The following is a 5,940-nucleotide window of genomic DNA, read 5'->3' as shown; positions in this document are numbered from 1 at the left end:
TCTTTAGTCTTCTGAGATAAAAATACAATGAAAAAAATCGTATTATGGATCAGCCTTATTCTGCTATGCACAGGCTGTACAAACCAAGGAGACACATCCGGCAACGAAAAGGCAATTTCCGCACAGCTTAACCGGTTGTTTAATTCCTATGCAAAGTCAGGAGAAAATCTGTATGACCGGCCTGTTCCGCAAGGGCTTTTTACGGACACCCTGAAAACGTTGCTGGAAAAAGCAGTGAAAACATCGGAAGATGATATGGAACGGGTGAAAAACAGCGAATACCCGGATGATAAGCCCCTGCTCCTCGAAGGTTCCGTTTTCACCAGTCTGTACGAGGGATTTACTTCGTACCGTATCAGAAAAATCATGATCAATAACGTTTCAAAAGACAAAGCGGAATCCATAGTGGAATTTCAAAATGCCGCATTTGCGCCAAAAGCTGTATGGACAGACCATGTACTGCTTGTGAAGGATTCCGGAGGCTGGAAAATTGACAACATCATATTCGGGGATAATCCGGATCTCAAAGATCTCAGGTCAAGTCTGGAAAACTTTATTGCGGAAGCCCGTCAGCCGCAATAGAAAAGCTGCCTCATGAGGCAGCTTTGTACAGTCAGGTCAAGGGCAGGTCCCGATCGGGATCGTACTGCAGACCGTCTTGTTTAATCTTTCGCAATACACGCAGTATTCCTTCGGTTTCCCTCCGTAAACGGATTTCAGTTCCGTTCTGTTGAGTTTTTTAACATTTTTCATATCGTTTTAATTTTGCTGTTGATTATAAAACGCTGATCGATGAAAAATAGTATGCAGCAACCTCTATTTTTCACAATAAAGTGTATTAAATGATAAAAACCATACCGTGCAGGGTATGGCTTTTATCTATCTTATTATGTCAGACCATTACGGATGATCTATCTCCAGCGTTACCGGCATGACATACGTATAGGCCATCATGTCTGGTGATGCTGCCGATTTCTTGCGGCTGCCGTTGTAGTAAGAACCTTTCAGTGCGTTTTCAATTTCCCGGCTCACATTTTTGCAGTCTCCCTGGGAATGCACATTGACAATTTTCCCGTTTTCAGCCACCTCAAATTTCACAACCGAATTAACGGTACCCTGTTTATAATCGGAAGCCGTAAAATCAAAATTATCCATCAGGATTTCCCGGACTTCATTAAAGCCGTCATTCTTATATAATTTAACTTCCTGTATCGTATTGGAATCCGTTGTCTGTGCTTTAGCCGTATTAGCCATAGTCATACCTCCTAAAATAAAGAAGGCAGCTACCAGGATCTGTATTTTATTTTTCATAACGCTTTGGTTTTAAGTATTTTTAAATGACTAATTCATCTTTAACCAAAGATAAGAAAATAGTTTATATTAAATTCATATTCCGTTAACATTGAGTTAACATCAAAATGTAAATAATTGATTTTTAGATCTATAAATTTTAAATTATATGAAAATTTAATAGTGGAGATTGAAATTTCCCTCAAATAAATACAGTAAGAGAGATAAAAGGCCTAATAAATCCATCTTCGGACTCCAGGATACATCAGCTTTTCGTTTCCTATTACCTCTGAAAACAGTACTGTCAATAGATGATAATCCGAATCTGAGTTTCTATAAATTCAGGCACCGGAATTTTTATCATACCTGTAATTTATTGAGTCTTTTCGATGTTCGCCTTCTTTGATACTGATGTCTTATCAGCTTATTTTCTGTAGTGCCATAGGATAAACAGAATCCCGATGGCTTTCCAATTTTTTTCATGGAACTTTAACCCGGCAATTTACCTGGTCATAAAAAAAAGGAATCTGTTTATACAAATTCCTTTTTTTTACATCAGTATCTGGATCTAAAGCCCTTCAATAATTCTCTTGCTTTCCAATTCATCAATGATAAATTTTGCATCGCTTTCACTGATGTACTTCATTTCATATAGCCAGTGAATCCTGCTGATTTGTGTATGAACAGGAATCAGATGATCAACTTTGTAATATTCATTCAGGAAGAACTGCTTTTTGCTTTCTTTGATATTGCCAATAAAGGCATCAACTTCAACCATTTCTTTCTTTCTGTAAGAAAAAAACAAAGGTTTTGAAGCCGCAAGACTTTTAGAATTTTCTTTTCTGAATTCATTATTGCCTATTGCCGTAACAATAAGAGTAGGAGACATGGCCAGAAAAAACACAATCATCCCGACATTATAGGACAACTGGTACTCAGTGTTGATTATGGTGGTTAACAGAATCGAATTAAACAACATTGATATGACAATCCCAAACAGGACAGGATCCTTCTTTTTCCTGAATACAGTCTCATCAAACTGAAGGTCCGGAAAATAAACTTTGTACTCGTTAATTTCTCATGCAAAGTTGTTTTTTACAAATACTCCGTCTTCCTGAATTTCAAAATATGCGGAATTCCTTCCATCCTTCTGGCTTAATGCTTTCATACAAAATATTCCTAGAGTTCCCGCTTCAGAAACTTTCCCGTCAGGCTCTTCTTGGATTTCACGATTTCTTCCGGCGTTCCCTGGGCAACGATCTGGCCGCCGTGCTTTCCGCCTTCCGGGCCCACGTCGATAATATGGTCGGCCAGTTTGATGACATCCATATTGTGTTCGATGATGATGAACGAGTTGCCAAGTTCCACCAATTGATTAATGGCATCCATCAGGATCTTTACGTCTTCGAAATGAAGTCCGGTTGTCGGTTCATCCAGGATGTATAAGGTATTTCCGGTCTGGCGTTTGGCCAGTTCGGTAGCCAGCTTGATCCTTTGGGCTTCTCCTCCGGAAAGCGTGGTCGATTGCTGTCCCATCGTGATATACCCTAACCCGACATCCTGCAGGGTTTTTACCCTGGAATAAATCTTAGGAATCGGCTGGAAGAATTCCACTACCTCATCAATCGTCATGTCCAGCACATCGGAAATCGATTTTCCTTTGTAACGTACTTCCAGCGTTTCCCTGTTGAAGCGTTTTCCGTTACAGGTTTCACAGTGGACGTATACATCCGGCAGGAAATTCATTTCAATGACTTTCAGTCCGCCGCCCTGGCAGGTCTCGCACCTTCCGCCTTTTACATTAAAGGAGAACCTTCCCGGTTTATATCCCCGGATCTTGGATTCCGGCAGCTCGGCAAAAAGATTCCGGATATCGGTAAACATTCCGGTATAGGTAGCCGGATTGGATCTCGGCGTCCTGCCGATCGGGGTCTGGTCTACGTCAACGATTTTGTCGATATGCTCAAGACCATCGATTTTTTTATAGGGTAAAGGTTCCTGGACGGCCCTGTAGAAATGCTTGTTCAGGATCGGATACAATGTCCCGTTGATGAGCGAGGATTTTCCGCTTCCTGAGATTCCGGTCACTACCACCAGTTTTCCCAGTGGAATATCCAATGTGACATTTTTAAGGTTGTTTCCGGTAGCTCCTTTTAATATAATATGTTTCCCGCTTCCTGCACGGCGTTCCGCAGGAATTTCAATCTTGCGTTTTCCATTGATGTATTGTGCGGTAATGGTGTCCGCTTTCACCAGATCTGCCGGCTTACCCTGCCAGAGGATTTCCCCTCCGAATTTTCCGGCTCTCGGTCCTACATCCAGCACCTCGTCCGCTTCCAGGATCATATCTTTGTCATGCTCCACCACCAGCACGGAGTTGCCGATATCCCGGAGGTTCTTCAGGGAATTGATCAGCCGTTCATTGTCCCGCTGATGCAGCCCGATACTCGGTTCATCCAGGATATACAATACATTCACCAGCTGGGAACCGATCTGGGTAGCCAGCCTTATCCTCTGGGACTCTCCTCCGGAGAGCGTTCTTGAACTCCGGCTCAGGCTCAGATAATCCAGTCCTACATCCAGAAGGAACTGTAGCCTGGTCTCGATTTCCTTCAGGATCTCGTGGGCAATGATTTTATTTTTTTCTGAGAAGGTCCCTTTTATTTCAGACAGCCAGTCCTTCAGATCAATCAGGCTCAGCCCATTGACTTCAGCGATGTTTTTACCATCGATCTTGAAACTCAGGCTGGAAGGCTGAAGCCTTGTCCCCTTGCATTGCGGACAGGTTTCCTCTGTTGTGAAATGCCGTTCCAGCATAACGGCTTCGTAGGATTCCTTTTCGTCAATCATTTCTTCCATAAAAGGAATCAGTCCGTCAAAGCTTACCTTGATCTTTTTGGTAATGCCGGCATATTTCAGGTCTTTGTTGAATTCTTTATGACAACCGTTATACATGTAATCCAGTGCTTCCGCAGGAATATCTTTGAAAGGCGTAGCGAGTCCGAGTCCGAAAATTTCAAGGATGTTCTTGATCTGGGAAACGATCCATTTGTTGGACTTAATATCTTCCAGGGGAAGCAGTCCTCCCTGATTGATTGAAAGCTTCGGGTTATCGACAAAATAATCGGTGTTGATCTTTTTAATCGTTCCGAGCCCTTTGCAGTTCGGGCAGCTTCCTTTCGGTGAGTTGAAGGAAAACGTATTGGGTTCCGGCAAGGCCAGGGAATGTCCCGTTTCGGCGTCCATAAGGTTTTTGGAGAAATATTCGATTTCCGAACCGCCCAGCTTCTGGATCCCGATAATGCCTTCTCCCATCTCCATTGCCGTTCTCAGCGATTTCTCCATCCGGTTTTCGGAAGCACTTTCGCCAATGATCCACCGGTCAATTACAATATCGATATCGTGGGTTTTGTACCGGTCGAGTTTCAGGTCATATTCTATATCCTGCAACTCGCCGTCGATTCTTGCCTGTCCGTAGCCTTTTTTTGCCATCTGAACAAACAGCTCATGGTAATGGCCTTTCCGGGAGCGGACTACCGGTGCCATCAGCATGATTTTTTCGTCTTTATAATTTTCTTTGATAGCCTCCAGGATCTGGTCTTCCGTATAGCTCACCAGCTTTTTTCCTGTGGTCTGGGAATACGCATCGGATACCCTTGCGAAAAGAAGACGCAGGAAATCGTAAAGCTCGGTTACCGTTCCAACCGTGGAGCGCGGATTCTTATTGGTTGTTTTCTGCTCAATCGCTATCACCGGGGACAGTCCTTCGATCTTATCCACATCCGGCCGTTCAAGGCCTCCGAGAAATTGCCGTGCATAGGCAGAAAAGGTTTCGATATACCGCCGCTGCCCTTCTGCAAAAATCGTGTCGAAAGCCAGGGAAGATTTTCCACTGCCCGAAAGCCCGGTAATCACAACCAGCTCATTGCGCGGAATTTTTACATTGATGTTTTTAAGATTATGCTCACGTGCTCCGTAAACTTCTATATACTCTGTTGATTTACTCATAATTCAGGGTGATTCCACATGAAAATCACGCAATGCAAAATTACGGAATTTTATGGAATTTTTTATGTTAAATTGCGATAGTCGGATATGGCACGCGTAAGGGTAGCACGGATTTAAAATCCGCGCTGACAATCCGTGCTATCAATCCGCGCTGTCAATCTGCGTTATCATCAGTGATGCTATCAATCAGTGATGCTACTTATCCGCTATACTCAAGCAAATGCTCTGCCATCACGTTTAAAAATCGGCATCTTCATTGGTAATCCTTACCCGGTATTCGATGCCGTCAATGGCTTTGGAGATGATCTGATTGCGCAGGACGTTGGCCATATTTTCCCAGTACACCCTGCCGTAGAAAGAATAGTTCTGCGGAATGATCTCTACTTCCACGGTCCTGATGAATCCTTCCTTCGGCCTGTTGCTGATCATGGTTCCTCTTTTTACCCGGACTTCCTTCTGTTCATCCTTCAGGACCATCCGGCAATAGTTTTTAACGTCCTCAAGGGAAATGATCTTATCGCGGGTGGTCAGTGCATACTTATATGCCTGTATGCTGTCGGTACCTTTCTGTTCTTCCGCACCGCCAATGGTTTCGGTCAGCAACATCAGCACCTGTGATTTCAGCTGATTGGCAAGTTCCGT

5 protein-coding genes and 1 pseudogene are annotated in these 5,940 nt (G+C 43.4%); 1 reads left to right on the top strand and 5 read right to left on the bottom strand.

Features of this window, described 5'->3' with window-relative positions; genetic code table 11:
* The first annotated feature begins 27 nt into the window (after nt 1-27).
* Nucleotides 28-582, top strand: a complete 555-nt coding sequence (locus QZ735_RS13515) for a hypothetical protein (RefSeq protein ID WP_294249367.1) — start codon at nt 28-30, stop codon at nt 580-582.
* A 36-nt stretch (nt 583-618) separates the two neighbouring features.
* Here the strand turns inward: QZ735_RS13515 and QZ735_RS13510 are convergent, their stop codons facing one another.
* The 5 genes and pseudogenes from QZ735_RS13510 to QZ735_RS13490 all read right to left on the bottom strand — a co-directional run.
* On the bottom strand, nt 619-753 hold the full coding sequence (locus tag QZ735_RS13510; RefSeq protein ID WP_294249366.1) for a protein with bacteriocin-type signal sequence: 135 nt from the start codon (nt 751-753) through the stop codon (nt 619-621).
* Nucleotides 754-900: 147 nt separating this feature from the next.
* Complete coding sequence (locus tag QZ735_RS13505; RefSeq protein ID WP_294249364.1) at nt 901-1,311, bottom strand: hypothetical protein; 411 nt, start codon at nt 1,309-1,311, stop codon at nt 901-903.
* A gap of 547 nt (nt 1,312-1,858) precedes the next feature.
* Complete coding sequence (locus QZ735_RS13500) at nt 1,859-2,200, bottom strand: hypothetical protein (RefSeq protein WP_294249362.1); 342 nt, start codon at nt 2,198-2,200, stop codon at nt 1,859-1,861.
* A gap of 269 nt (nt 2,201-2,469) precedes the next feature.
* Nucleotides 2,470-5,298: an excinuclease ABC subunit UvrA gene (gene uvrA, locus QZ735_RS13495; protein WP_294249360.1), complete on the bottom strand. Its 2,829-nt coding sequence runs from the start codon at nt 5,296-5,298 to the stop codon at nt 2,470-2,472.
* A gap of 237 nt (nt 5,299-5,535) precedes the next feature.
* Nucleotides 5,536-5,940 (bottom strand): annotated as a pseudogene (locus QZ735_RS13490) (hypothetical protein); the annotation flags it as partial.

The organism is uncultured Chryseobacterium sp. (genome assembly GCF_913776365.1).
Lineage (GTDB): Bacteria > Bacteroidota > Bacteroidia > Flavobacteriales > Weeksellaceae > Chryseobacterium.
This window is presented reverse-complemented; position numbering and strand designations above follow the sequence as displayed.

Excerpts from the sequence above, each read along its gene's own strand:
- uvrA (WP_294249360.1), bottom strand. The coding sequence starts at position 5,298 with ATGAGTAAATCAACAGAGTATATAGAAGTTTACGGAGCACGTGAGCAT.
- QZ735_RS13500 (WP_294249362.1), bottom strand. The coding sequence starts at position 2,200 with ATGATTGTGTTTTTTCTGGCCATGTCTCCTACTCTTATTGTTACGGCA.
- QZ735_RS13515 (WP_294249367.1), top strand. The coding sequence starts at position 28 with ATGAAAAAAATCGTATTATGGATCAGCCTTATTCTGCTATGCACAGGC.
- QZ735_RS13510 (WP_294249366.1), bottom strand. The coding sequence starts at position 753 with ATGAAAAATGTTAAAAAACTCAACAGAACGGAACTGAAATCCGTTTAC.
- QZ735_RS13505 (WP_294249364.1), bottom strand. The coding sequence starts at position 1,311 with ATGAAAAATAAAATACAGATCCTGGTAGCTGCCTTCTTTATTTTAGGA.